The organism is Streptomyces thermoviolaceus (genome assembly GCF_045209695.1).
Classification (GTDB): domain Bacteria; phylum Actinomycetota; class Actinomycetes; order Streptomycetales; family Streptomycetaceae; genus Streptomyces; species Streptomyces thermoviolaceus.
This window is the reverse complement of sequence record NZ_CP109280.1, coordinates 3,466,547-3,491,135: the sequence shown is the minus strand read 5'-3', so window position 1 is coordinate 3,491,135 and position 24,589 is coordinate 3,466,547. Positions and strand designations below refer to the sequence as shown.

The 24,589-nt window shown below is 74.7% G+C and carries 18 protein-coding genes; 7 read left to right on the top strand and 11 right to left on the bottom strand.

What is annotated here, in order from left to right; genetic code table 11:
- Nucleotides 1–354: 354 nt before the first annotated feature.
- The 6 genes from OG899_RS15340 to OG899_RS15315 all read right to left on the bottom strand — a co-directional run bounded on the left by OG899_RS15340 (nucleotide 355) and on the right by OG899_RS15315 (nucleotide 7,474).
- On the bottom strand, nucleotides 355–921 hold the full coding sequence (locus OG899_RS15340; RefSeq protein ID WP_125499869.1) for an ATP-binding protein: 567 nt from the start codon (nucleotides 919–921) through the stop codon (nucleotides 355–357).
- Between the two features lie 626 nt (nucleotides 922–1,547).
- Nucleotides 1,548–1,916 (bottom strand): STAS domain-containing protein, encoded by a 369-nt coding sequence (locus tag OG899_RS15335; RefSeq protein ID WP_125499854.1) that lies wholly within the window; start codon nucleotides 1,914–1,916, stop codon nucleotides 1,548–1,550.
- Nucleotides 1,917–2,322: 406 nt separating this feature from the next.
- Nucleotides 2,323–3,207: a formyltetrahydrofolate deformylase gene (purU, locus tag OG899_RS15330; protein WP_125499855.1), complete on the bottom strand. Its 885-nt coding sequence runs from the start codon at nucleotides 3,205–3,207 to the stop codon at nucleotides 2,323–2,325.
- Between the two features lie 47 nt (nucleotides 3,208–3,254).
- Nucleotides 3,255–3,755, bottom strand: coding sequence for an SCO4402 family protein (locus OG899_RS15325; RefSeq protein ID WP_125499856.1), 501 nt, complete (start codon nucleotides 3,753–3,755; stop codon nucleotides 3,255–3,257).
- Nucleotides 3,756–3,926: 171 nt separating this feature from the next.
- Complete coding sequence (locus tag OG899_RS15320; RefSeq protein ID WP_189427795.1) at nucleotides 3,927–5,483, bottom strand: hypothetical protein; 1,557 nt, start codon at nucleotides 5,481–5,483, stop codon at nucleotides 3,927–3,929.
- Nucleotides 5,484–6,088: 605 nt separating this feature from the next.
- Complete coding sequence (locus tag OG899_RS15315) at nucleotides 6,089–7,474, bottom strand: transcriptional regulator (protein WP_125499858.1); 1,386 nt, start codon at nucleotides 7,472–7,474, stop codon at nucleotides 6,089–6,091.
- Between the two features lie 351 nt (nucleotides 7,475–7,825).
- Between OG899_RS15315 and OG899_RS15310 the strand changes: the two genes are divergently transcribed.
- The 3 genes from OG899_RS15310 to OG899_RS15300 all read left to right on the top strand — a co-directional run bounded on the left by OG899_RS15310 (nucleotide 7,826) and on the right by OG899_RS15300 (nucleotide 10,991).
- Entirely contained in the window at nucleotides 7,826–8,506 is a 681-nt protein-coding gene (locus OG899_RS15310) for a bifunctional DNA primase/polymerase (protein ID WP_125499859.1), read from the top strand.
- A 98-nt stretch (nucleotides 8,507–8,604) separates the two neighbouring features.
- Nucleotides 8,605–9,378 (top strand): ABC transporter ATP-binding protein, encoded by a 774-nt coding sequence (locus tag OG899_RS15305; RefSeq protein WP_125499860.1) that lies wholly within the window; start codon nucleotides 8,605–8,607, stop codon nucleotides 9,376–9,378.
- Entirely contained in the window at nucleotides 9,375–10,991 is a 1,617-nt protein-coding gene (locus OG899_RS15300) for a transporter (protein WP_406311059.1), read from the top strand. Before OG899_RS15305 ends, OG899_RS15300 begins: the two co-directional genes overlap by 4 nt.
- Nucleotides 10,992–11,119: 128 nt before the next feature.
- Here the strand turns inward: OG899_RS15300 and OG899_RS15295 are convergent, their stop codons facing one another.
- On the bottom strand, nucleotides 11,120–12,016 hold the full coding sequence (locus tag OG899_RS15295) for an alpha/beta fold hydrolase (RefSeq protein WP_125499870.1): 897 nt from the start codon (nucleotides 12,014–12,016) through the stop codon (nucleotides 11,120–11,122).
- 353 nt (nucleotides 12,017–12,369) lie between these two features.
- Nucleotides 12,370–13,062, bottom strand: a complete 693-nt coding sequence (locus OG899_RS15290; RefSeq protein WP_125499862.1) for a metal-dependent transcriptional regulator — start codon at nucleotides 13,060–13,062, stop codon at nucleotides 12,370–12,372.
- Between the two features lie 264 nt (nucleotides 13,063–13,326).
- Here OG899_RS15290 and OG899_RS15285 point away from each other — a divergent pair, with 264 nt between their 5' ends.
- Together OG899_RS15285 and OG899_RS15280 are read left to right on the top strand one after the other, a co-directional pair.
- Nucleotides 13,327–14,082: an SIS domain-containing protein gene (locus OG899_RS15285; protein ID WP_168131760.1), complete on the top strand. Its 756-nt coding sequence runs from the start codon at nucleotides 13,327–13,329 to the stop codon at nucleotides 14,080–14,082.
- A 368-nt stretch (nucleotides 14,083–14,450) separates the two neighbouring features.
- Nucleotides 14,451–15,971 (top strand): PAS domain-containing protein, encoded by a 1,521-nt coding sequence (locus OG899_RS15280; RefSeq protein ID WP_125499864.1) that lies wholly within the window; start codon nucleotides 14,451–14,453, stop codon nucleotides 15,969–15,971.
- Nucleotides 15,972–16,343: 372 nt separating this feature from the next.
- On the opposite strand, the gene pdxH is transcribed toward OG899_RS15280, so the two are convergent.
- The gene (pdxH, locus tag OG899_RS15275; RefSeq protein WP_125499871.1) at nucleotides 16,344–16,973 is read right to left on the bottom strand and encodes a pyridoxamine 5'-phosphate oxidase; all 630 of its coding nucleotides are present in this window, start codon (nucleotides 16,971–16,973) and stop codon (nucleotides 16,344–16,346) included.
- 422 nt (nucleotides 16,974–17,395) lie between these two features.
- Here pdxH and OG899_RS15270 point away from each other — a divergent pair, with 422 nt between their 5' ends.
- Nucleotides 17,396–18,496 carry a citrate synthase 2 gene (locus tag OG899_RS15270; protein ID WP_125499865.1) on the top strand — a complete coding sequence of 367 codons (1,101 nt, stop codon included), beginning with the start codon at nucleotides 17,396–17,398 and terminating at the stop codon, nucleotides 18,494–18,496.
- 90 nt (nucleotides 18,497–18,586) lie between these two features.
- On the opposite strand, the gene OG899_RS15265 is transcribed toward OG899_RS15270, so the two are convergent.
- Entirely contained in the window at nucleotides 18,587–19,543 is a 957-nt protein-coding gene (locus OG899_RS15265; protein ID WP_168131761.1) for a DMT family transporter, read from the bottom strand.
- 455 nt (nucleotides 19,544–19,998) lie between these two features.
- A complete protein-coding gene (locus OG899_RS15260; RefSeq protein ID WP_125499867.1) occupies nucleotides 19,999–22,998 on the bottom strand; it encodes an FAD-binding and (Fe-S)-binding domain-containing protein in 3,000 nt (999 codons plus the stop codon).
- A gap of 349 nt (nucleotides 22,999–23,347) precedes the next feature.
- Between OG899_RS15260 and serC the strand changes: the two genes are divergently transcribed.
- Nucleotides 23,348–24,466 (top strand): phosphoserine transaminase, encoded by a 1,119-nt coding sequence (gene serC, locus OG899_RS15255; protein WP_125500637.1) that lies wholly within the window; start codon nucleotides 23,348–23,350, stop codon nucleotides 24,464–24,466.
- The last annotated feature ends 123 nt before the right edge of the window (nucleotides 24,467–24,589 follow it).

Here is a 24,589-nt window from a genome sequence, read left to right as displayed (position 1 = left end):
CGTGCCCGCCCGAGCACGGCACCGCGCGCCGCCATCCGGCTCCGGCGCACCGCCCCCACCCCTGGGCCCCGAAGGAACCGACGGACGCCGATCGCACGACTCACACTCGCCGAGGGCTTGCGGCATCCCGGCCCGCCCTCGACGTCCCCTCACGGCGAATCGCTGCCACCAGCGTGATCAACCGGCCACGAGGCGTCAACAGCCCCTCGGAGATTTACCCGTTATGCCGGTATCGCAACGGGCGCGCACGGGAGCAACCCCGGCGCACGGCCGGCCGTTTCCTCGCGCACTCGTGCGAGGCACCGCACAGCACGGGCACGGCTGCCCGCCTCGCCCCGTGCCCGGGTGCGCCCGCTACGGAGCCAACCGCGTGGCCGTCTGCACCGCTTCGTACGCCGGCCCGCCGAACACGGGCTTGTCGTACGGCTGACGGCGTGCGGCCTCCTCGCATCCGGCGGCCTCGCGCGGCCGTCCGTCGTCGCGCGCGGTGCGGCCGCCGCGGGCGGCCGGGGCCGCGGCGGCGCCGGGGGCCCGGGGCGGTGCGCAGCGGTCGAGCTCGCACCAGATCCGCTTGCCCGTGCCGTCGGTGCTCCAGCCCCAGCGGTCGGCCAGGCCGTCGACGAGGGCCAGGCCCCGTCCGCCGGTGGCGTCGTCGTCCGGACAACGCGGCACGGGGGCACGGGAGCTGGCGTCGGCGACCTCCAGCCGCACGGGCGCCACCGCCTCGCACGGCAGGGACAGCCGGAGCACGGCCGGGGCACCGGTGTGCACGACGGCGTTGGTGACGAGTTCGGAGACGAGCAGGACGAGCGTCTCGGCGAGCGGGTCCTCGGCCGCTATCCCGGACACCGCGAGCCGGGCGCGGGTCCACCTGCGGGCTCGCCCCACCTCGGCGGGATCGGGCCGGATCTCCAGCTGCACTTGTAGCACCTGCACCGCTCACACCATCCGAACCGGCGGACGCGCGGCCCCGCATCGGGCGGGGCCCACGATCGCAGCCATCTCCTGTATGGCCGGCACCACGGCCACGGCAGGGATCACGGAACGTGACCCCCTTGTGGAACAGCATGGTTGACGGACCGTCACCGCAACAAGCGCTTCGGGCATATTCCCGCGCGAAGGAGTGCTCGTGCGGCATACTGTGCGACGCTGGCCGCGGGGAGTCGAACAGGCGGGCAGCGAATACCGTCCGACCTGGCGAGCCGCGGCATGCACCGCCCGGTCCGGGGCCATCACCAGGGCCGCACCGGGACGGCAGGTCCTCGGAACCACGCGCACCCCACACAAGGTACCGGAGTGCGAGGGCGACTCCGGTACGTGACGACTTCCCCGTCGGGGCGACCGCACCATGATCACGCAGAGTGATACCCCGGGCATGACGCTCCGTAGCGGCCGGCCGGCACTCCGGGCCGGCCACTCCAGCCGCGCACTCCGGCCGGGCACTCCAGCCGCGCACCCCGGCCGGCCACTCCAGCCGCGCACTCCGGCCGGGCACTCCAGCCGCGCACCCCGGCCGGCCACTCCAGCCGCGCGGGCCGGTGCGCGGGTCAGGCGGACAGGGGTTCCTCGTCGACCGCCGCCGCGAGGTGCGGGTACACGTCGAACAGGCGGCGGACGCCGAGCGCTCCGAGCACCCGGTTGACGTGGGAGCCGTCCTCGGCGCCGCCCGCCGGGAGGATCAGACGCAGTCTGCCCCGGCAGGAACGGATCAGGCGGCGTGCGGCGATGAGGACACCGACCCCGCTGGAGTCGCAGAAGAAGACCTCCCCGAGGTCGAGCACGAGGTCGTGTCGTCCGTCCGCCACGACGTCGTGGATGCGCTGGCGCAGGACCGGCGAGGTCACCAGATCCAGTTCACCCGTGACCTGGAGCACGCTCCACTCGCCTCGCTCGTCGCCGGTCACCTTGAACGCCACGGCCTGCCCTCCGCTCGCCGGATCGTGCCGGGAACCGCCCGGAAACGGAGGCAGTTCCTACGCCTCTTTCCGCGCGGCTGCCCAGCGGCCGTTCCCCCAAACACCGCGCGGCAAACCGTGCGCGTGGATCGGCGCACATCTTCTGGTCAGGTGCGGTGCGGGCCGGTGCATCGGCCCGCGTCGACGCGCATCGGTGCACGCCGGCCGCATCGGTGCGCACCGGTGGCTGCGCGGTGCGGGTTCCGGGACATGGAAGCCGGGGTGCACAACGCGGCGCGCGTCGGCCACCGTACACGCCGGTGCCGGTGTCCCCCTCCTCCCCCGTCGCCCCGCACCGCGGCGCCCGCACATCCGTGGGACGGCGCGGCGGTGCGGGGAGCACGGCGGTGAGAAGGTGCGCCGACGGCTAGGCGAACACCACCGTCCGACGGCCGTTGAGCAGGATGCGGTGTTCCGCGTGCCACTTCACCGCGCGGGCGAGCGCCTGGCACTCCACGTCCCGGCCGATGGCGACCAGCTGGTCGGGGGTGACGTCGTGGCCGACCCGCTCGACCTCCTGCTCGATGATCGGGCCCTCGTCCAGGTCGGCCGTCACATAGTGGGCGGTCGCACCGATCAGCTTCACACCCCGGGCGTGCGCCTGGTGGTAGGGCTTGGCGCCCTTGAAGCTCGGCAGGAAGGAATGGTGGATGTTGATGATCCGGCCGCTGAGCCGCTTGCACAGGTCGTCGGAGAGGACCTGCATGTAGCGGGCGAGCACGACCAGTTCGACCTGCTCCTCGCGGACGATCTCCAGCAGCCGGGCCTCGGCCTCGGGCTTGGTCTCCTTGGTGACCGGGATGTGGTGGAAGGGAATGTCGTACGACGCCACCAGCTCGGCGAAGTCGGTGTGGTTGGACACCACCGCCACGATCTCCACCGGCAGCGCACCGATCCGGGCGCGGAAGAGCAGGTCGTTCAGGCAGTGCCCGAACTTGCTCACCATGAGCAACACGCGCATCTTCTGCTCGGCCCGGTGGATCTGCCAGTCCATGGCGAAGGAGTCCCCGACGGCCGCGAAGCTGGCGCGCAGCTTCTCCAGGGTCACCGACTCCTCCGCGGAGAAGTGCACCCGCATGAAGAACAGTCCCGTGTCCTGGTCGCCGAACTGCTGGCTGTCCACGATGTTGCAACCGGTCATGAACAGGTAGCTCGACACGGCGTGCACGATGCCCCGCTTGTCCGGGCAGGACAGGGTCAGAACGTACTGGCCGGCGGCCGGGGCCGCGGCTCGGGGGGACTGCTCACTCATGCAGCACAGGGTCTCATGCCGGGCTCGGGACCGGGGCGCACCGTCCGCTACGCGGACCGGGTCAGGATGCGCAGCACCTCCAGGCTGCGCGGCGGCGCGTCCGGGTCGTCGCCGTCGGCGGCGGCCATCCGCACATGCGCCTCGCGCGCCGCGCGCACCGCCTCCGGCCAGCCCGGATGCTCGAGGTAGGTGGCCACCGGGGCGTCCGGGCCGACCTCGTGCATGATCCGCAGCACGCTCAGCACGGCCGCGTCGACCAGTGCGGCCTCCTCGGCGTCCCGGAAGATCGTGCCGATGTACTTCTCGGCGGACCAGTTGTCCAGCCAGGTGTCCTCGACCAGGCGGTAGACGGCGTCGGTGACGTCGCCGTACCCGTCGACGCCCGCCTGCCAGACGTCCCGCTGGAACACGGGGTCGGAGAGCATGTGCAGCGCGGAGCGCACATGGCTGCGCCAGCGCCACCACGGCATGTCGTTGAGCGGCATGGCGCCCATGGTGGAGGAGCGACGGCCGCGGCGTGAAGGGTTCTCCGAACTGTGCACGGACATCGATCGTACGGTCTTCTCAACGGGCCTCCGTCCGGCCCTCCCCGCACCCGCCCGCGGGCCCCGGGCCGGTGACGCACGCGCGCGTGACCCACGTCACCCGGCCGTCGCGCGGGGTCGTCTCCTGTCCGTCGCCGGGGCGGGCCGCCCGGGGCCCGGGCCCGGGCGGGCGGGTCACAGCTCGGTGGGCTGGCGCTCGGTGAGGCCGTACTGCTGCGCGATGGTGTTCCACAGCTGCGCGGCCTTGTTCTTCTGGGCGCTGGCCACCCCGCTCTGCTGGTTGCCGGCCTGGGCCTGGGAGGTGGTGCGGGCCTTGCCCTTGTGGCAGCCCTTCTTGCCGCGGGTCTGGTCGGCCCAGGCCGCGTAGTGCTGGTCGGCCGACGCGGACGCCTTCCACGCCTTGGTGAGGGCGTCGGTCAGCTCGGCGTGCCCGGGCAGCTTGTCGACGGCGAGGGTGCCCAGCCGGGTCACCAGTTCGTTGCGCTGCTGGGCCGCCGCACGCAGGTCGGAGGCCGCCTGTTCGAGGTTGTCGCACTTCTTGACGTCGTCGACCGCCTTGATCACGGAGGCGCGGCTGCTGCCGCTGTCGGCGAGCAGCTGGTCCAGCGCGACGGCCTGCTCCCGGGCCGGGTCGACCGTGGGCGAGGGGGAGGCGGCGGAGGAGGCCGAGGGGGCGGCCGAGGCGACGGAGGTGTTCTTCTTCGCGCTGTCGTCCTCGCCGCCGCCGCTGAGCAGGGCGCCGGCGCCCACACCGACCACGACGATGCCGACACCGGCGGCCGCGATCATCGGCACGCGGGAGCCGGACCGCCGCCCGCCGCGGCCGCCGCCGCCCCGGTTTCCCACGGGGGCGGACGGTCCGGCCGGGCCCGCGGGTGCGGGCTGCTGGAGGCGGGGCATCTGCTGGGTGGCCGGCTGGCTGCCGGCGCCGTCACGGAAGAGGTTGTCGAACTCCGCGGGCGTCTGCCGCCCGCCCTGGCCCGCGCCGTAGGCGGGGCCGCCCTGGGCGGTCACGGGGGGCATGTACTGCGTCGGCTCGGCGTCCGGGTTGCCGGCGGCGGCCGTGGCCATCGCACCGGGCGCCACCGGCGGCAGGTACTGGGTCGCGCCCTCGTCCGCCGGTGCGGCGGCCACGGGCGGTATGTACTGGGTGGCCCCCTCGTCCCCGGCGGGGGACGCGCCGACCGGCGGCAGGTACTGGGTCGCCGCCTCCGCGGCGGAGGGAGCGCCGGCGGCGCCGTACGCCTGCCCTGCCGGGCCGGCCTGGTCCGCCGGGGGCAGCGGCGCGCCGCTCTGCGGCGCCGGGTAGCCGTAGGAGCCGGACGTCTGCGGCGACGAGGCGGCCGGGTAGCCGTAGGAGCCGCCCTGCGCTCCGGGCGCGGGTGCGCCCTCCGGCGGCAGCGGTCCGGCCCCGGTGGGCGCGGGGGTCTGCGCTGCCGTGCCGTAGCCGTTCCACGACTCGGCGGGTGCGGCCGGCCAGTCCTGGCCCGAGGGCTGCGGGGGTGCGGTCTGCCCCGCGTCGGGGCCCCACGGCCCGCCCCAGGCCTGTCCGCCGGCCGGGGCCGCGGCGTACGGCTCGGCACCGGCGGGCTGAGCGGGCGGCAGACCACCGGGTCCGGCCGGACGACCCGCCGTGCCCGGCAGCAGAGGCTGCCCGCCGTCGGAGGGCAGCACGATGCCTTCGCGCGGCACCCGCGCCGAGGGCTCCTCGCCCTGTCCACTCTGCGTCACCGGGACTCCTACGACTGGGGGACCTTCGGAATCGTCGGCTCACGCTACCGGATCCGTTCACGTCCGTGTGGGGCACGCAGGGCGTGCGGACCCGGCCTGGGCGGGACGTCAACACGGGTGCGAGGGCGCCGAGTCGGCCGGGCGCGGCCGGCGGCCCGGGCGGACGCGGTGAGGAGCGGAACGGGCGGCGAAGGGTGCGCGGTGCGGCGGAAACCGCGCGGCACCACGGCCTTCGCCGAAGCGCGGGGCGGCGGCTCCCGCCGTGACAGACCGGAGCGGATGCCTCCAACTCCCCCTGCACCGGACCGGGATGAGGAGCGGGGCACGCTCCTTCCCCTCCGCCGCAGTGAGGAAACCCACATGCCGCAGGCCGCACGAAATGCCCACGGCATGCGCACATGACCTGCACCGTCGCACCGTCCCCGGCGCAGGCCCCGTGCGGACGTACGGCCGGGCGCACCGCCGGCCCGAAGTGCTCCGGCCGGCACCCCGGGCCCGCTGCCGCGGCCGCGGAGGCGTTCCCGCGGAGGCGTTCCCCGGCGGGCTCCCCGCAGCACGGCCGGGTGGCAGCCGCGACCGACGCGCGGGGAGCCCCGTACGGTCCGTCAGGCGGCCAGCTGTGTCTCCAGCCGGGCGCCGAACTCCCGTACCACGGCCTCGTCACGGTACGGTTCGAGCCGCTGCTGGAGGTCCTCCAGGTACTCGGTGCCCCGTCGGGAGCGCAGGCCCTCCAGCAGTTCCACCGCCTTCAGGCCGGTGGCGCAGGCCTGTTCGACCTCGCGCTGCTGCACCTGTGCCGTGGCCAGGAGCACATAGCCGATCGCCCGGCGGCGCGCCCGGGTGGGCGGATGTGCCGCCAGCGCCGCCTCGGCCTGCCGGGCCGCGGCGTCCGCCTGGCCCAGGTCCCGGTGGCAGTGGGCCAGTTCGTCGGCGAGGTAGGCCTGGTCGAAGTGGGCGATCCAGGCCGGGTCGTCACCCGAGTCCGTCTCGGCCGCCTCCATCGCGCTCACCGCGCGGCCGGCCGCCAGCTGCGCGGAGCGTACGTCGCCCATGAGCGCGTGGCCGCGGGCCTCCGCCGCGTGGAACATCGCCTCCGCGCGCGGGGTCACCCGCCCGCGGGCGCCCTCCTGCGCCGCGCGCGCCAACTGCGCGATCTCCCGCGGGTTTCCGAGCTGGGCGGCGAGGTGGCTCATGGAGGCGGCGAGCACATACCCGCCGTAGCCGCGGTCCCCGGCCGCCTGGGCGAGGCGCAGCGCCTGGATGTAGTACCGCTGGGCCAGGCCCGGTTGGCCGGTGTCGACGGCCATGTACCCGGCGAGTTCGGTCAGCCGCGCGACGGCGGCGAACAGATCGCGGCCGACGGCCTCCCGGTACGAGCCCGACAGCAGCCCGGAGACCACGCTGTTGAGGTAGTGCACGACCACCGGGCGCACATGGCCGCTGCCGTAGGCGTGGTCGAGGTCGACCAGTGCCTGCGTCATGGCGCGCACGGCCGCCACGTCGGACTGCCCCACCCGCGGGCCCGCCGAGCGCGCGACCTGCCCGTCCGGCGCGGAGATCAGCCAGTCACGGCTGGGTTCGACCAGCGCCGAGGCGGCCACCGACGAACCGGAGAGGAAGTCCCGGCGGCCCACGTCGCTGCGCCACAGTTCGCAGACCTGCTCGATGGCTCCCGTCACCGTCGGGGAGAACTGCAGGCCCACCCCGGAGGCGAGGTTCTTGCCGCCGGCCATGCCGATCTCGTCGATCGTGACCGTGCGGCCCAGCTTGCGGCCCAGCGCCTCGGCGATGATGGCCGGGGCCCGTCCGCGGGGCTGCTGTCCACGCAGCCAGCGCGCCACGGACGTCTTGTCGTACCGCAGGTCGAGGCCGTGCTCGGCGCCGCACATGTTGACCCGGCGGGCCAGTCCGGCGTTGGAGCAGCCCGCTTCCTGGATGAGCGCCTGCAGCCGTTCGTTCGGCTGCCGCGCGACGAGAGGCCTTGCGGCCATGGCGTAAACCCCCTGCTTCCTGGCGGCTCGCGTGGCTGCGGTGCCTGCCCACGCACCGACGCTGACGTGTTCTGCGGCCGGCCCGCCTCGCCTCCCGCGACCCGGGTCGCGGGCCGGGCGACGGTCCGGCCGTGAAGATCAATGCCCCACCGGCATACCGACAATGCGGGACATGCACGGATTGCCGGGGTAAAGGCGCATGTCGCCCTTCACGGATCTACCCCGTATCCGCCGACCGCCCTCCCGCGCGCCCCCGTTCGTGCATCCATGCGCCCCGTGCGGCGAATCGATGCACCGCCCGGGCACGCGCTGTCCGCGTAACCGGTCAGGAGTACGGGAGTTGAGTGGGGCGTGGACGAGACGATCGCGGGCACGCACGCCGTACGGACTGCCGGTCAGATCCCCCTGCAGCAGATCCCGCTGCAGCGCGGTGAGACATCGCTGCAGGCCGCGGTGCGCTACGCCGGGGAACGCCACTGGGACGTGGTCCCCGGCACCTGGCTGGTGTCCGACGGCGCGGCGCAGCGCTGCTCCTGCGGCGACCCGGCGTGCGCCGCGCCCGGCGCACACCCGGCGCGCGGGGACTGGGCGGCGACGGCGACGGGCAGCCCCACCGTCGCCCGCCGGCTGTGGCAGGCACGGCCCGACGCCTCGGTCCTGCTGCCCACCGGCCGTGCGTTCGACGCGCTCTGCGTTCCGGAGACGGCCGGTTTCCTCGCCCTCGCCCGGCTGGAGCGGATGGAGACGGCCCTCGGGCCGGTGACGCTCACGCCGCTGCGCCGGATGCAGTTCTTCGTCCTGCCGGGGACGAGCGGCAAACTGCCCGAGGTGCTGCGCACGCTGGGCTGGTCACCGGGTTCCCTGGACCTGGTCGCGCTGGGCGAGGGCGGGTACGTGGTGGCGCCGCCCACCCGGTGGGGCACGCGCGGGGCCGTGCAGTGGGCCCGCCACCCGACGTCCGCGAACCGCTGGCTGCCGGACGCGCAGGAGCTGATCCCGGCGCTCGCCTACGCCTGCGCCCGGGACCGCTGACCGCCGTCGCGCCCCGAGGCGCCGCGCTCCGGACAAGCGACAGGAGCCGTTCCTCCGCCCGCCCCGTAGGGTCGTGCGGGAAGAAAGGAGGAGCGACCATGGCCACAGCCGCGGTGCGCATCGACAGGCTCTGGAAGCGCTTCGGAGGGCACACAGCCGTCGCAGGCATCGATCTGGAGCTTCCGGCCGGAAAGTTCATCGGGCTGGTGGGGCCCAACGGTGCCGGGAAGACCACCACCCTGTCCATGGTGACCGGACTGCTGCGGCCGGACGAGGGCACGGTGGAGGTCGCCGGGCACGACGTGTGGCGGGACCCGGTGGCCGTGAAGGCACGGATCGGGGTGCTGCCGGAGGGGCTGCGGCTCTTCGAGCGGCTGTCCGGTCGTGAACTGCTGTCCTACTCCGGGCGGTTGCGGGGGCTGCCCGGCGCCGAGGCGGACCGGCGGGCCACCCAGCTGCTCGACGTGCTCGACCTGGCGGGTGCCCAGCACAAGCTGGTCGTCGACTACTCCACCGGCATGCGGAAGAAGATCGGCCTGGCGGCCGCGCTGCTGCACAACCCCGAAGTTCTGTTCCTGGACGAGCCGTTCGAAGGCGTCGACCCGGTGTCCGCGCAGACCATCCGCGGTGTCCTGGAGCGCTACACCGCCTCCGGCGCGACCGTGGTGTTCTCCTCCCACGTGATGGAACTGGTGGAGTCGCTGTGCGACTGGGTGGCGGTCATGGCCGCCGGCCGCATCCGTGCCCACGGCCCGCTGGCCGAGGTGCGCGGGCAGGCCCCGACCCTGCAGCAGGCGTTCCTCCGCCTGGTCGGCGCGCAGGGCCGCGACGCCGGCTCCGACCTGGACTGGCTGGGCGGCGGTTCCCGGTGAGCGCCACGACCGTCCCCGTTCCGCCCCGGAGCATCACACCCGTCGTCGTACGGCTGAAGCTGGCGCTGCTGCTGAGCGGGCTGCGCCGGTCCTCCGGGCGCCGCGCCGCCTACCTCGCCTCGGCGGTCGTCGCGCTGCTGTTCGGTGCGGCGCAGCTGTGGGGGTTCGTCCTGCTGCGCGACCTGCCGCACATCGCGTCGGTGGCCGTGCTGGGCGCGACCGTGCTGGCCCTGGGCTGGGCGGTGATGCCGCTGTTCTTCCCCGGCGGTGACGAGACGCTCGACCCGACCCGGCTGGCGCTGCTGCCGCTGCGTCCCGGGCCGCTGGTGCGTGCGCTGCTGGCGGCCTCCCTGGTCGGCTTCGGGCCGGTGTTCACGGTGCTGGTGCTGGTGGGCTGTGTGGTCGCGGTGGCCGACGGGGCGGCGGCGTCCGCCGTGGCGGTCCTCGCGGTGCTGCTGGGGCTGCTGGGGTGCGTGGCGCTGGCGCGGGCCGTGGCCGCCACCAACATCCGGCTGCTGTCCAGCCGCAAGGGGCGGGACCTGGCGGTGCTCAGCGGACTGGTGATCGCGGTCGGCGCGCAGCTGGTCAACCTCGGTGCGCAGCACATCGGGCAGGCGGGCCTGGGGCAGCTCGACCCGGTCGCGGACGTGCTGCGGTGGGTGCCGCCCGCCTCGGCGATCGGCGCGGTGGACTCCGCCGCCCACGGCTCCTACGGCACCGCGGCGGCCCAGCTCGCCCTGGCCGCGGCGGCCGTGGCCGTGCTGCTGGGCATCTGGGCGCGCAGCCTGACCCGGCTGATGACCGCCCCGGACTCCTCCACCCTGCAGCCCGGTGACACCGCCGGAGGCGGCCGCGGCCGGACCCGCGGCGGGCTGCGGCTGCTGCCGGCCGGGCGTACCGGCACCGTCATGGAGCGCAGCCTGCGCTACATCTGGCGGGACCCGAAGACCAAGGCCGCCTGGGCCACCTCGCTGGCCGTCGGCCTGCTCGTGCCGCTGGTCAACGCCGCGCAGGGCACCGGCTCGCCGTACATCGCCTGCTTCGCGGCGGGCATGCTCGGCGCGCAGATGTACAACCAGTTCGGGCAGGACTCCTCCGCGTTCTGGATGGTGGCGCTGACCATCTCCTCGCCGCGGGACGCCTGGCTGGAGCTGCGCGGCCGCGCCCTGGCCCTGCTGCTGATCACCCTTCCCTACGCCACGCTGGTCACGGTGGTGACGATGGCGGTGCGCGGCGACTGGGTGCACCTGCCGGAGGTGCTGGGGCTGTCCTTCGCACTGCTCGGCGCGATGCTGGCGACCGGGGCGTGGGCCTCGGCGCGCTTTCCGTACTCCATCCCGCAGGAGGGCTTCAAGAACGCGATGCCCGGGCAGGCCGGCCTCGCCTGGATCTCCGTCTTCGGCGGCATGGTCGCCGCGGTCGTGCTGTGCGCCCCCGTCGTCGCCCTGGCGGTCTGGGTGCACCTCGGCACGGACGGCGGCGCCGTGAGCGCCGTGCTCCTGCCGGTCGGCGCGGTGTACGGCGCGGCGATCACCTGGCTGGGGCTGCGGCTGGCGGCCCCGCGCACGGCCGCCCGGCTGCCGGAGATCCTGGACGCGGTCAGCAAGGGCTGAGCGGGGCGAGCCCCGTCGCTCCGGTCCTGTGCCCTCCCCGGGGCGGCGTCTTCCCCGGGCGGTGCCTTCGCGCCGGTGCCGCCGCCCGCCCGGTCCCTTCCCCGGCCAGGTCTCCCCCGGCCGGCCGGTCAGCCGGCGAGGACCGTGCCGAGGAAGGGTTCCAGGACGGCGCGCCAGGCCTCGGGGTGTTCGTAGTGCAGGTAGTGGCCGGCGTCCGGGATCTCCGCGTACTGGCCGCGGGGCAGGACCCGGACCATCTCCTGGGCCTCCGCGCGGCCCAGTTCGCCGTCCAGGCCGCGCACGACCAGGGCGGGGCAGCCGACGAGGGCCAGCTCGTCCCAGTGGGCGTCGAAGGCCCAGGTCGCGCGGGCGGCGAGGATGTGCGCGGGGTCGAAGACCGGACGCCAGCCGTCCGCGCAGGCGCGCAGGACCTCGGCGTAGAAGGCGCCGCGGGCCGGACTCGGGCGGTCCACGCGGGGGTCCTGCTCGGCGAACCAGGTACGGGCCGCCTCCAGGCCGGCGAAGGGCAGCGGCCACGCCGTGAGCCAGGACTCCCACTCCCGCTGCGAGGCGGAGCCCAGCGCCGAGGCCCGCATGTCGCCCACGACCAGCGCGCGCACCAGGTCGGGGCGGGCGGCCGCGAGCTGCCAGGCGGTCAGCGCGCCCATCGCGTGCCCGACGACGACGGCCGGGCCGAGCCCGAGCTGCTCCACGGCGGCCTGCACGTCCGCGACGAAGGCCTCGCGGGTGTACGCCTCCGGTGCGGGTTTGCCGCTGTGGCCGTGGCCGCGCAGGTCCAGGGCGACGACCCGGTGCCGCGCGGAGAGCCAGCGGGCGGTGGTGGCCCAGTGCGAGGCGCGGCCGGTGAGCCCGTGCAGCAGGAGCACGCCCGGCCGCGGGTCCGTGCCCTTCGCCGGGACGGCGTCCGGTGCCCCGTCCCGGGCGGCGGCCGTCTCCGGCCCGCCGTACTCCCAGGCGGCCAGCCGTACGCCGCCCGCTCCTGTCACGTCGATGCGCCGCGCCACCACGTCCACCCCCTGGCTGTGCCGCTTCCCTGCCGTCGTGCGACGTGTGCGGCCCGTCGCCCGCACACTATCGAATGCGTATTCGAAAATGCCGGTCACACCGGCAACACCCCTCGTTCGAGTGACCCCCCGCGATGCATGATCGCCGCTGCCGCGGGGAGATCTTCAGCGGGAGGCGGACCGCTCGGGGATACAGGTCCGAGGGGGACGACCCTGAGAGCTCGGGGCTCCGGGTCGAACGCAAGGGGAGGACAGGCCCCGGCGCCACGCGGCGCCGGGGCCTTCGCACGCTCCCGGCCCGCACGCCCCGTCTGCCCCGGGGTGCCGGCCATGGCCCCGGAGCCCGGCCGCGGTCAGGGCTTGGCGACGAACACGTGGGAGGCGACGTCGGAGTCCAGCTCGGCCGCCTCGCCGCCGCTGCCGACCAGCACCCCGGCCACCGACTCGGTCACGCTCACCACCGAGCCGGGCTGCACGCCCGCGCGGCGCAGCGTGTACATCAGCTGGGCGTCCGTCTGGATCGGCTCGCCGATCCGGCGGACCACGACCGTCTTGCCGTCCGCGCCCGGGTCCAGGTCGGCCAGCGACACCATGCCCTCGTCGAGGAACGGGTCGGCGCCGTCCTTCTCGCCCAGCTCCTCCAGGCCCGGGATCGGGTTGCCGTAGGGGGACTCCGTGGGATGCCGCAGCAGCTCCAGCACCCGGCGCTCCACGGCCTCGCTCATCACGTGCTCCCAGCGGCAGGCCTCGGCGTGCACCTGCTCCCACTCGAGGCCGATCACGTCGACGAGCAGACACTCCGCGAGCCGGTGCTTGCGCATCACGCGCGTGGCCAGCCGGCGGCCCTCCTCCGTCAGCTCCAGATGCCGGTCCGGGGCCACCGAGACGAGCCCGTCCCGCTCCATCCGGGCGACCGTCTGGCTCACCGTCGGCCCGCTCTGGTCGAGCCGTTCGGCGATGCGGGCGCGCATGGGGACGACGCCTTCCTCCTCCAGTTCGAGGATGGTGCGGAGATACATCTCCGTCGTGTCGATCAGTCCGGACATACGTGCCCCTCGATTACCTCTGCCGGAGGCTCGACCGCTTCCGGCGCGTGCGCTGGCCCTGGCTTCAATTCTGACGCATCCCGCGGACAATCGAGGCGTCCCGCGCAAGCCCGCGGGGCCACGGGCCCGGAGCCTCGGCCTCCGGTCGCCCGCCCTCCCGGCGGCCGGCCCGGGGGCGGCCTCTTGACAGCGCTCCGGCGCGGAGCCCACCGTGATCGGCGGCACGCGGCACCGACGCCGCGGCCCGGCACCCGGAGGGATCCCATGAGCGAGCGCACACCGGCCGGCCGCTATCTCGACGCGGCCATCGGGCTGCTGGAGCGGGTCCGCGACGAGGAGGCCGAGGCGATCGCGGCGGCCGGCACCCTGCTCGCGGACACCGTGGCCGACGGCGGCCGCCTGTTCGCCTTCGGCGCCGGACACTCCTCCCTCGCCGCCCAGGACGTCGTCTACCGCGCCGGCGGCCTGGCCCTGATGAACCTGCTCGCCGTGCCCGGCGCCGTCGGCGTCGACGTGGTGCCCGCCACCCTGGGCTCCGCCCTGGAACGCGTCGACGGGCTGGCCGGCGCCGTCCTGGACAGCTCGCCGCTGCGCTCCGGCGACGCCCTGATCGTCGTCTCGCTCTCCGGGCGCAACGCCCTGCCGGTGGAGATGGCCCTCGGCGCCCGCGCGCGGGGCGTGAAGGTGATCGGCGTGACCTCCGTCGCCTATGCCGCCGAGACCACCTCGCGGCACTCCTCGGGGACCTTCCTGAAGGACCACTGCGACCTCGTCCTCGACTCCAAGATCGCGGTCGGCGACGCGGAACTCACCCTCGACGGCGTCGCCGCGCCCTTCGCCCCCGCCTCCACGGTCGTCACCTCGGCCCTGCTCCAGGCCGTCCTGGCCACCGCCGCGAGCACCCTCGCCGATCGCGGGATCGAGCCGCCCCTGCTGCGCTCCGGCAACGTCGACGGCGGTCACGAGTGGAACGCCCGCGTCTTCGAGAAGTACGCGGACCGCATCTTCTATCGGCACTGAATCCTCGTATCGGCGCTGAGCGCGTGTTCCACCGGCGCCGACCGCTTCGTCCGCCGGCCCTGATCGTGTCGTCCGCCGGCCTCGCGTGTCCTGCCGGCACCGCGTAGGCCGGCCCGCACTCGTGCCCGGTCCGGTGCGCGTCCGCGCCGTCCCCGGACGCGCACCCGCGCCCGCAGGGCCGTGCCCGTGGTGAGCCCCGCCGTGACGGGTACACGGCACACGGCGGCGCGGCGCCGGCGGGCCCGGTGCGGTGAGAGCCGACCGATCTTGGGGAACCCGGTGTGCGCTGCGTCACGTTCGAGTTGAATGATGGCCAGTGAGCGGATCCGCGCACCGTACGTGCGGACGCACCTGCAGTGGGGGTTGAGGTGAGTGCTTCCCGGCGCAGTGGGGCCGCGGACGCGATCCCGCCGGACGGTCCCGGACCGGACCGTGCCGGACCGCGGGAGCAGCGCGGCCCGGGCGAGCAGGACGCCGCCGGCCCGGCCGACGGTGCCGGCGCCGATCTGCTCGCCGCCCTGCTCGACGGCATGGACGCGGCGCTGTGCGCCTTCGACGCGCACGGCACCGTCACCCACTGGAACCGCGAGGCCGAGCGCATCCTCGGCTGGAGCGCCGCCGAGGCGGTCGGCCGGCACGGCTTCGCCGGGTGGGCGGTGCGCAGCGCGGACGCCGAGGAGGTCGAACGGCGGCTGATGTCGGCGATGCACGCGCCCGGCCGCCAGGTGGACGAGTTCGCGCTGGTCACCAAGGACGGCCGCCGGGTCCTGGTGCGCACCCAGTCCGCGGCCGTGCGCGGCCCCGACGGCACACCCGCGGGCGTGTACTGCGCCTTCAGCGAGGTGCATGCGCAGATCGACCTGGAGCGGTCCATCGCGCTCAGCGAGGCGCTGTTCGAGAACGCCGCCTGGGGTGTGGTCCTGGTCGACGCCGATCTGCGGCCGGCCGTCGTCAACGCGCACGCGGCCCGCGCCCTCGGCGTCGGCCGCACGGCCGCGCTCGGCCGTCCGCTGGGCGACCTGCTGTGCCGGGGCGTGGAGGAACTGGAGAGCGCGCTGGCCCACGTTCTGGCGGAGGGTGCGCCGCCGGCGCCCGCGGAGATCTGGGTGGGGGTGCGCGGCCCGGAGGGCGAGCGGCGCCGCTGCTGGCGCAGCGGCTTCGTCCGGTTGTCGTCCCCGCTCGCCGAAGAACCGGTTCCGCTGGGGGTGGCCTGGCTGTTCACCGACGTCACCGACACCAAGCGGGCCGAGCAGGAGGCGGCGCTGCTGCGGTTCCGTACCCAGCAGCTGCACCGCGCCGTCCGGGTCGCCGCCGAGTGCGAGGACCCGTGGGACGCCGCCACCACCCACCTCGACTTCGCGCTGGCCGGGTTCGCCGACCACGCCCTGCTGGACCGGGTGAGCGGCCCGGCACCGCCGGACGACGCCGTGGAGAAGGCGGAGACGGAGACCACGGAGAAGGCGGAGAGAACTCCGGTGCGGCTGGTCCGTGTCGCCGCCACCCCGGCCACCGGTGCCGGGCCCAGCGTGGTCACCGGCCGTGCGGGCCTGCCCGTCGGCTACGGGGAGGGGCACCCCGCGCTGCAGTGCCTCGAGCGGGGTTCTTCCGTGCGGGCCGGTGCGGGCACGACGACGGCCGACCGCGCCCGCTCCTGGGCCCTGGCCCGCCAGTGGCCGGCGGAGACCGTGCACGCGTTGTGCACCCCGCTGCGCAGCCGGGGCCGCACCCTCGGGGTCCTCACCTTCCTGCGCGGCCCCAGCCGTTCCTCCTTCGACCGTGGCGACACCGCCCACGCCGAGGACGTCGCCGCACATGTCGCCGCCGCCCTGGACCTGGCTCTGAGCGCGGGCGGGGAAAAAGCGGTTGAGCGCCGCCGAGGCGGTTCCTAGGGTGGCGGTACACGAGAAGGGAGGTGGTTCGGCAGATGTTTGACTACCGGACGCGTGAGGTGGCTGCGGGCTAGCGGCCCGTCACCCACCGAGTGCGGTGCCGGACCAGCACGTGCGCGATGCGTGCAGCCGGCCCAATCCCAAGCAGTCACCCGGCCCGCGAGCTGCCGGTACGTCCGGCCGGCTCCTTGCGCCCCAGGCGCCAGGACCCAGCTCGCGGGCCGTCTGCGTGCACAGACCGTCCCAGACCGTCCCCGTGCACGGACCGTCCCAGGCCGTCCCCGTGCACGGACCGTCCCGGACCGTCTCCGTGCACGGACCGTCTGCGTGCACAGACCGTCTGCGTGCACGGAAAGGTCCCGGGCCCGCGATTCAGGGGCTGAGCCGCTCCACGCGCCAGTCGCCGTCCGGTCCGGCGACGTAGCGCAGCCGGTCGTGGAGGCGGTTCTCCCGTCCCTGCCAGAACTCCACGGACTCGGGCACGACCCGGAAACCGCCCCAGTGCGGCGGGACGGGGACCTGCTCGCCCTCCGGGTAGCGGGCGGCCAGGGCGGCGTAGGAGGCGTCGAGTTCCGCCCGGCTCGCGATGACCGTCGACTGGGCGCTGGCCCAGGCGCCCAGCTGGGAGCCGTGCGGGCGGGTGCGGAAGTACGCGGCGGTCTCGTCCCGTCCGGTGCGGCGGGCCACGCCCTGGACGATGACCTGGCGGGCCATGGGGTGCCAGGGGAACAGCAGCGACACGTACGGGTTCTCGGCGAGGTCGCGGGCCTTGCGGGAGTGGTAGTTCGTGTAGAAGACGAAGCCCTGCTCGTCGAAGTGCTTGAGCAGCACGGTGCGGGAGCTGGGCCGGCCCTCGGCGTCGGCGGTGGAGACCACCATGGCGTTCGGCTCGAACAGGTGTGCCTCCGCGGCGGCCTGCCGGAACCAGCGGGCGAACTGCTCCACCGGGGTGGCGGCCAGGTCCGCCTCGGTCAGGCCCTCCGCACGGTAGTGCTTCCGCATGGCGGCCAGGTCGAACGGCGCGGTCTCCTGCGCCTGCGCTGCTTCGGCGTCCCGGACGTCGTGCGGTCCGGCGTCTGGTGTTCCGGCGTCTGGAGCGGTCACGCGGTCATCTTGCCCCATGCCCGGCGGCATCCGGCGGCGGAGGTGTCCCGTCTCACGCATGGCACCGGGTGTCGCAGACCCTCCTCAATCGTGGCACCCGGGGTTATGGTGCTGCTCCCGTCCCCGGCCGGGTGAGAGCCGGCCACGCGGGGCACTCACTCGGGTGCCGTCCCGGTCCGCGCGCCGGCGTACCCACCGCGGACCGCTCGGGCCCGCACGTCCCACGCAACCCACACCGCCGCATTCCCGACCCGCCGGCACTGGGCCGTCGTCATCCAGTGCACGCACCCTCTGCCGCACCGACCACGAGGAGCCGCCTGATGTCCGATTTCGTGCCCGGACTCGAGGGAGTCGTCGCGTTCGAGACGGAGATCGCCGAACCGGACAAGGAGGGCGGCGCCCTCCGGTACCGGGGTGTCGACATCGAGGAGCTGGTGGGGCACGTCTCCTTCGGGAACGTGTGGGGGCTGCTCGTCGACGGCGCCTTCGACCCGGGGCTGCCGCCCGCCGAGCCGTTCCCGATCCCCGTCCACTCGGGTGACGTACGGGTGGACGTCCAGGCCGCGCTGGCGATGCTGGCGCCGGTGTGGGGACTGAGACCGCTGCTGGACATCGACGCCGAGCAGGCCCGCGAGGACCTGGCCCGGGCGGCGGTGATGGCGCTGTCCTACGTCGCCCAGTCGGCACGCGGACAGGGGCTGCCGATGGTGCCGCAGCGGGAGATCGACAAGGCCCGCACCATCACCGAGCGGTTCATGATCCGCTGGCGCGGGGAGCCGGACCCGAAGCATGTGGCGGCCGTGGACGCCTACTGGACGTCGGCCGCCGAGCACGGCATGAACGCCTCCACGTTCACCGCCCGGGTCATCGCCTCCACCGGAGCGGACGTGGCGGCGGCCCTGTCCGGGGCGGTGGGCGCGATGTCCGGCCCGCTGCACGGCGGGGCGCCCTCCCGGGTGCTGGGCATGATCGAGGAGATCGAGCGGACCGGGGACGCCGAGGGCTACGTCAAGGCGGCACTGGACCGCGGTGAGCGGCTGATGGGCTTCGGCCACCGCGTCTACCGGGCGGAGGACCCGCGGGCGCGGGTGCTGCGCCGTACCGCCCGTGAGCTGGGCGCGCCGCGCTTCGAGGTGGCCGAGGCACTGGAGAAGGCGGCGCTGGAGGAGCTGCACAACCGTCGCCCGGACCGGGTGCTGGCCACCAACGTGGAGTTCTGGGCGGCGATCGTGCTGGACTTCGCCGAGGTGCCGGCGCACCTGTTCACCTCGATGTTCACCTGCGCGCGCACCGCGGGCTGGTCGGCGCACATCCTGGAGCAGAAGCGCACCGGCCGCCTGGTGCGCCCCACGGCCCGCTATGTGGGTCCGGGCCCGCGCAGCGTGCGTGAGATCCCGGGGTACGGCCACCTCGCGCACTGAGCCCACGTTCCCGCACTGAGCCGGACCGGCGGGAGGGCTCGCGCCGGTCCGCCGTACGGCGCGGCCCCGCGCGGCGAACAGCCCCGGCGGTCAGGAGTCGCGGGCCGGGCGGGATCGTGCGCCCCGCCCGGCCTGTGTGCGCACCGCGCCCATGCTGGCCACGATGACCAGGGCGATCGCGACCACCTCCAGCGGCACGAGGGCCTGGCCGAGCACCAGGAACCCGGCCGTGGCGGCGATGGCCGGCTCCAGGCTCATCAGGATCGCGAAGGTGGAGGCGGGCAGGCGGCGCAGCGCGAGCAGTTCGAGGGTGTAGGGCAGCACGGACGACAGCACCGCCACCGCCGCGCCCAGCCCGAACGTCGTCGGGTCCACGAGTTTCGCCCCCGACTCGGCGATGCCGAGCGGCAGGAACAGCACCGCGCCGACCGCCATCGCCAGGGCCAGCCCGTCGGCCTGCGGGAAGCGCCGCCCGGTCCGCGCGCTGAAGACGATGTACGCCGCCCACATGGCGCCCGCGCCCAGCGCGAAGCCGACGCCGGCGGCGTCGAGCCCGTCGAAGCCTCCGCCGCCCAGGAGGAACACCCCGCACAGCGCCAGCCCCGCCCACAGCACGTTGATCAGCCGGCGGGAGGCCAGCACGGACAGGGCGAGCGGGCCGAGCACCTCCAGGGTGACGGCGGGACCGAGCGGGATGCGGGCGACGGCCTGGTAGAAGAGGCCGTTCATCGCGGCCATCGCGATGCCGAACACGACGACCGTGCCCCAGTCGGAGCGCGAGTACCCGCGCAGCCGGGGCCGGCAGACCGCGAGCAGCACGACCGCGGCGACCAGCAGCCGCAGGGTCACGACGCCGAGCGCGCCCGCGCGCGGCATCAGACTCACCGCCAGTGCGCCGCCGAACTGCACGGAGACGCCGCCGGCGAGCACCAGGCCGACCGGACCGAGCGAGGCGAACCGTCCCTTGGGGCGGGGAGTTCCGCCGGGTCCCGGGGCGGTGGTGACCGGGTCCGGTGAGGACCCGGTGGCGGTACGGGGCGTGCTCACGGGCGGTCCAGGAAGGCGAGGGCGTACGGGTCTGTCTCGGGGTCACGTCGGGGCGCTTCTCGGGTGGGTCCGCGCGGGACGAGTCACCCCGAAACGCTCAGCGTAGTGGCCCGCGTCAGGGGTGAGAAACGCAGACGCAACTGTCTCGACCGCCTCGGCCGTCCTGGCCGTCCCGGCCCGTGTCGGCCCGTCTCTGCCCGTGTCGGCCCGTGTCGGCCGTCTCGGCTGTCTTGCGGCAGGAGGCGGTGCCGGCCGCCGGTGCCGCCCCGGCGTGGTCACCGGATCGGCTTTGCGGGCGTCGGAGGCCGGCCACCGAAGCGGCGTCACCGCGCCCCTCCCCTGGTGCCGCCGAGTCCCTCCCGTGGCGTCACCGTGTCCGTCCTCTGGCGTCACCGTGTCCGTCCTCTGGCGTCACCGTGTCCGTCCTCTGGCGTCACCGTGTCCGTCCTCTGGCGTCACCGTGTCCCTTCCCCGGTGTCACCCCTGGACCCGCCGGGTTCCCGCTCCGCCGGGTTCCCGCTCCCCGAGCCCGGCCCCTCGACGGCGTCCAGGGCCTCGGCCAGCGTCTCCGCCAGATGCCGGGCCCGTACCCCGGCCAGCTGGGCCAGTTGGGTGCGGCAGGAGAAGCCGTCCGCCAGGACCACCGTGCCCTTCGCGGCCTGCCGCACCGCCGGCAGCAGCTGCTCCTCGGCGCAGGCCCGGGACACCTCGAAGTGGCCCGCGGTGAAACCGAAATCGCCGGCCAGGCCGCAGCAGCCGCCCGAGAGGTCGCCGTGCAGGCCCGCGGCCGCGCGCAGCCGGCGGTCCGCCGTGTCGCCCAGCACGGCGTGCTGATGGCAGTGGGTCTGCCCGGCGACCGGGCGGTCCACCCGGGGCGGCGTCCAGTGCGGCGCGTGCCGCTGGAGGGTCTCGGCGAAGGTCACCACGCGCGCGGCCAGGGCATGGGCGCGCGGGTCGTCGGGCAGCAGTTCGGGCAGGTCGGAGCGCAGGGCGGCGGCACAGCTCGGCTCCAGCACGACCACGGGGGCCGAGCTGCGCAGCACCGGGTCCATCAGATCCAGGGTGCGGCGCAGCACCGTACGGGCCCGGTCGAGCTGGCCCGTGGAGATGTACGTCAGACCGCAGCACACCCGGCCGCGGCCGCGCAGCAGGGCGACGGGGTTCACGGTGACCGACCGCCCGTCGCCGACCGGCGGCCGGGGCAGGCGCAGGGTCGGCGGCAGCGCCACCCGCAGCCCGGCCGCCTCCAGCACCCGTACCGCTGCCCGGCCCACCGAGGGCGAGAAGTGCTCGGTGAAGGTGTCCGGCCACAGCACGACCAGCTCGCCCGCCCCCGCATCGGACCGCGGCCGCCGGCGGCGCCACCACCGGGTGAACGGCTCGGCGGCCAGGTGCGGGACGTCCCGCTCGGGAGCGATGCCGGCGACCCGCTTGGCCACGGCGGCCAGGGGACGCAGAGCGGTGAGGGCGTTGACGAGCGGGGCGGTGCGGGTGCGGGCCGTCCAGCGCAGCCACTGCGGGAGCCGTCCCATGCTGTAGTGGGCGGCCGGGCGGCGCCGCCCCGCGTAGTGGTGGTGCAGGAACTCCGCCTTGTAGGTGGCCATGTCGACCCCGACGGGGCAGTCGGAGCGGCAGCCCTTGCAGGACAGGCACAGATCGAGCGCGTCCCTGACCTCGGTGGAGCGCCAGCCGTCGGTGATCAGCTCCCCGGCGAGCATCTCGTGCAGCAGCCGGGCACGCCCGCGCGTGGAGTGCTCCTCCTCGCCGGTCGCCCGGAACGACGGGCACATCACCGCCGCGCCCTGCGCCTGTGTGGTGCGGCACTTGGCGACGCCCACGCAGCGGCGCACCGCGGCGGTGAAGTCGCCGCCGTCGGCCGGGTAGCCGAAGGCCACCTCGACCGGCTCTCCGGGCAGCACGGCGAACCGCAGCGAGGCGTCCAGCGGGGCGGGGCGGACCAGCATCCCCGGGTTGAGCAGGTCGTCCGGGTCCCAGACGGCCTTGGTCCGCTCGAACAGGGCCACCGTCTCGGGGCCGTACATCTTCGGCAGCAGCTCGGCGCGGGCCTGGCCGTCGCCGTGCTCCCCGGACAGCGAGCCGCCGTGCGCCACCACCAGGTCCGCCAGTTCCTCCGAGAAGCGCCGGAAGCGGGCGACGCCCGCCTCGGTCAGCAGGTCGAAGTCGATGCGGACGTGGATGCAGCCGTCCCCGAAGTGCCCGTAGGGGGTGCCGCGCAGCCCGTGGGCGGTGAGCAGGGCGCGGAACTCCCGCAGGTAGTCGCCGAGCCGGGCGGGCGGCACCGCGCAGTCCTCCCAGCCGGGCCAGGCCTCCGAACCGTCGGGCATCCGGGTGGCGGTGCCGCTGGCGTCCTCCCGGATGCGCCACAGCGCGCGCTGCCCGGCCGGGTCGGTCACCACCTGCGCGTCGACGACGTCGGCGGCGCGCACGATCGCCTCGGCCCTGGCGCGTGCCTCGCCCTCCGTCCGCCCGCCGGTCTCCACGAACAGCCAGGCGTCACCGCGGGGCAGGGCGGTCCCGGCTCCGGGCACCAGGTCCCGGGCCATGCCCTCCACGGTGAGCGGCTCGAGCGGCAGCAGCTGGGCGGCGGCCTCGGCGGCCGCGCTCTCGTCGGCGTACCCCAGCACCGCCAGCGCCCGTGCGGCAGGTGCCTGCACGAGGTCCACGACGGCCTCGGTGAGCAGTGCGAGGGTGCCTTCGGAGCCGCAGAAGGACCGTGCCACGTCCGCGCCTCGCTCCGGCAGCAGGGCGTCCAGGGCGTACCCGGAGATGCGCCGGGGCAGCTGCGGGAAGCCGGTGCGCAGCCGGGCCAGTTCGCCCTCCACCAGCTCCCGCAGTCCGCCCGGTGCCCCGGCCCAGTTCCGGCCGAGCCGCAGGCGCTCGCCGCGCGCGGTGACCACCGACAGCTCGCGCACGTTGTCCGCGGTCGTGCCCCAGGCCACGGAGTGGGAGCCGCAGGAGTTGTTGCCGATCATGCCGCCGAGGGTGCAGCGGCTGTGCGTGGACGGGTCGGGCCCGAGGCGCAGCCCGTGCGGTGCGGCGGCCTCCTGCAGCCGGTCCAGGACCAGGCCGGGCTGGACGACGGCGGTCCGCGCGTCCGGGTCGAGGTCCAGCAGCCGGTTCATGTACCGGGTGAAGTCCAGGACCACGCCGGTGCCGGTCGCCTGCCCGGCGATGGAGGTGCCGCCGCCGCGCGCCACCACCGGCACCCCACGCTCCCGGCACACCTCGAGCACCGCCGACACGTCGTCGGCGTCCCGCGGCGCGACCACGCACAACGGGACCCTGCGGTAGTTGGAGGCGTCCATGGTCACCAGGGCCCGCGCGGTGGTGTCGCACCGCACCTCCCCGCGGACGTGCCGGCGCAGCCGGGCCGCGAGATCGCCCGTGTCACCGTCGTCACCGGCGGATCCGTGCGGGGCATGCTGATCGCTCATGGTGTCAGCATGCCCACGTCCCCGTCCGGCACGACCACGCAACGAGGGGCCACGGCGCGCACCCACGGAACGGAAGCAACGGCAGGACACCCGCCCCGCCCGCTAGGGCGCCCTGCCTCGTCGCCCCCGACCCGCTCGGCCCCGCATCTCGTCACTCCACCCCGACCCGCTCGGCCCCGCATCTCGTCACCCCGCCCCCAGAGGCCACCCACTCCCCATTTCGGGTGAACACGGACGACCGCGCCCCGCCGCTCTTCGTAGATCCCGACCAGTCCACGAGGCGGCGCTCGTCGTCTCATCGAACGGACACCATTCGGCCCGGTTTCGCCGAGGAGATACCCTCCGGCACGTGGCTGAGATCCGGATTCCCTCTGACATCAAGCCCGCGGACGGACGTTTCGGCGCGGGTCCCTCCAAGGTGCGGACCGAGGCGCTGAACGCCCTCGCCGCCACGGGCACGTCCCTCATGGGCACCTCCCACCGTCAGGCCCCGGTGAAGAACCTGGTCGGCCAGGTGCGTGAGGGCATCCGTGAGCTGTTCCGGCTCCCCGACGGCTACGAGGTGATCCTCGGCAACGGCGGCTCCACCGCGTTCTGGGACATCGCGACCCACGGTCTGATCGAGAACAAGTCGCAGCACCTCAGCTTCGGCGAGTTCTCCTCCAAGTTCGCCAAGGCCGCGCAGAAGGCCCCGTGGCTGGCCGAGCCGACCGTCATCGCCACCGACCCGGGCACCCACCCGGAGCCGCAGGCCGAGGCCGGCGTGGACGTGTACGCCTTCACCCACAACGAGACCTCCACCGGCGTGGCCATGCCCATCGAGCGGGTCGCGGGCGCCGACGAGGGCGCGCTGGTCCTGGTGGACGCCACCAGCGGCGCCGGCGGTCTGCCGGTCGACATCGCCGAGACCGACGTCTACTACTTCGCCCCGCAGAAGTCCTTCGCCTCCGACGGCGGCCTGTGGATCGGCATCTTCTCCCCGGCCGCGATCGAGCGCGCCGAGCGCATCCACGCCTCCGGCCGGCACATCCCCGAGTTCTTCTCGCTGCCCACGGCGATCGACAACTCCCGCAAGAACCAGACGTACAACACCCCGGCCCTCGCCACGCTCTTCCTGCTCGACAAGCAGCTGGAGTGGATCAACGGCCAGGGCGGTCTGGACTGGGCCACCGCCCGCACCAAGGACTCCTCGACCCGGCTGTACACCTGGGCGGAGGAGGCCAAGTACGCCACCCCGTTCGTGGCCGACCCGGCCAAGCGGTCCCAGGTCATCGGCACGATCGACTTCTCCGACGACATCGACGCCGCCGCCGTCGCCAAGGCGCTGCGGGCCAACGGCATCGTGGACACCGAGCCGTACCGCAAGCTCGGCCGCAACCAGCTGCGCATCGCGATGTTCCCGGCCGTCGACCCGGCCGACATCGAGGCGCTGACCACGTGCATCGACTACGTGATCGAGAAGCTGTAGCCGCCCGTCCACGGCCGACCGTCGACCGGCAACCCGCCGACCGCCGACCGCCGTTCGGCAGTGTGTACGGCGTGCACGACCTGTGTGCGGCCCGATGCGGTGTCACGACCGCGACAAGGCGCC

Excerpts from the sequence above, each read along its gene's own strand:
- purU (WP_125499855.1), bottom strand. The coding sequence starts at position 3,207 with ATGAGTGAGCAGTCCCCCCGAGCCGCGGCCCCGGCCGCCGGCCAGTAC.
- OG899_RS15305 (WP_125499860.1), top strand. The coding sequence starts at position 8,605 with ATGGCCACAGCCGCGGTGCGCATCGACAGGCTCTGGAAGCGCTTCGGA.
- OG899_RS15270 (WP_125499865.1), top strand. The coding sequence starts at position 17,396 with ATGTCCGATTTCGTGCCCGGACTCGAGGGAGTCGTCGCGTTCGAGACG.
- OG899_RS15260 (WP_125499867.1), bottom strand. The coding sequence starts at position 22,998 with ATGAGCGATCAGCATGCCCCGCACGGATCCGCCGGTGACGACGGTGAC.
- OG899_RS15325 (WP_125499856.1), bottom strand. The coding sequence starts at position 3,755 with ATGTCCGTGCACAGTTCGGAGAACCCTTCACGCCGCGGCCGTCGCTCC.
- pdxH (WP_125499871.1), bottom strand. The coding sequence starts at position 16,973 with ATGCGGAAGCACTACCGTGCGGAGGGCCTGACCGAGGCGGACCTGGCC.
- OG899_RS15285 (WP_168131760.1), top strand. The coding sequence starts at position 13,327 with ATGAGCGAGCGCACACCGGCCGGCCGCTATCTCGACGCGGCCATCGGG.
- OG899_RS15290 (WP_125499862.1), bottom strand. The coding sequence starts at position 13,062 with ATGTCCGGACTGATCGACACGACGGAGATGTATCTCCGCACCATCCTC.
- OG899_RS15315 (WP_125499858.1), bottom strand. The coding sequence starts at position 7,474 with ATGGCCGCAAGGCCTCTCGTCGCGCGGCAGCCGAACGAACGGCTGCAG.